The 531-nt window shown below is 67.6% G+C and carries 1 pseudogene; it reads left to right on the plus strand.

The window, feature by feature from the left end:
• A pseudogene (locus KL771_RS28275) lies at nt 1–531 on the plus strand (major capsid protein); the annotation flags it as partial.

Here is a 531-nt window from a genome sequence, read left to right on the forward strand (position 1 = left end):
CGCGAAGTGCGCGTCGCCGGCCTGGTCCAGAACACCGCCAACTACGATGCCAGCCGGCGCCTCGCCCTGACCGGCACGGCCCGCTTCGAAGCCTACGGAACCTCCGACCCGATCAACGTGATCAAGGACGGCCTCGACGGCACGCTGGTCTATCGCCCGAACACGGTCGTGATGGGCCAGCCGGTCTGGTCGAAGCTCCGCTCGCATCCCGACCTGGTCAATGCCGTCAAGGGCACCGAGAGCGGCAAGGGCATGATCAGCCGGCGCGAGTTCGAGGAGCTGTTCGAAGTCCAGCAGCTGCTGGTCGGCGAGAGTTTCGTTAACCTCGCCAAGCCCGGCCAGACCGCGAACCTCGGCCGGGTCTGGGGCAAGCATATCGCGCTGCTCTATGTCGACCCGGCGCCGGCGGCCGAGAAGCTGACCTGGGGCTTCACCGGCGAATACGGCACCAAGGTCGGCGGCCGGATCGAGGACGAGGACATGGGCCTCGACGGCGGCTTCCGGATCCGCGTCGGCGAGAAGGTCAAGGAG

The organism is Prosthecodimorpha staleyi (genome assembly GCF_018729455.1).
Classification (GTDB): Bacteria; Pseudomonadota; Alphaproteobacteria; order Rhizobiales; family Ancalomicrobiaceae; genus Prosthecodimorpha; species Prosthecodimorpha staleyi.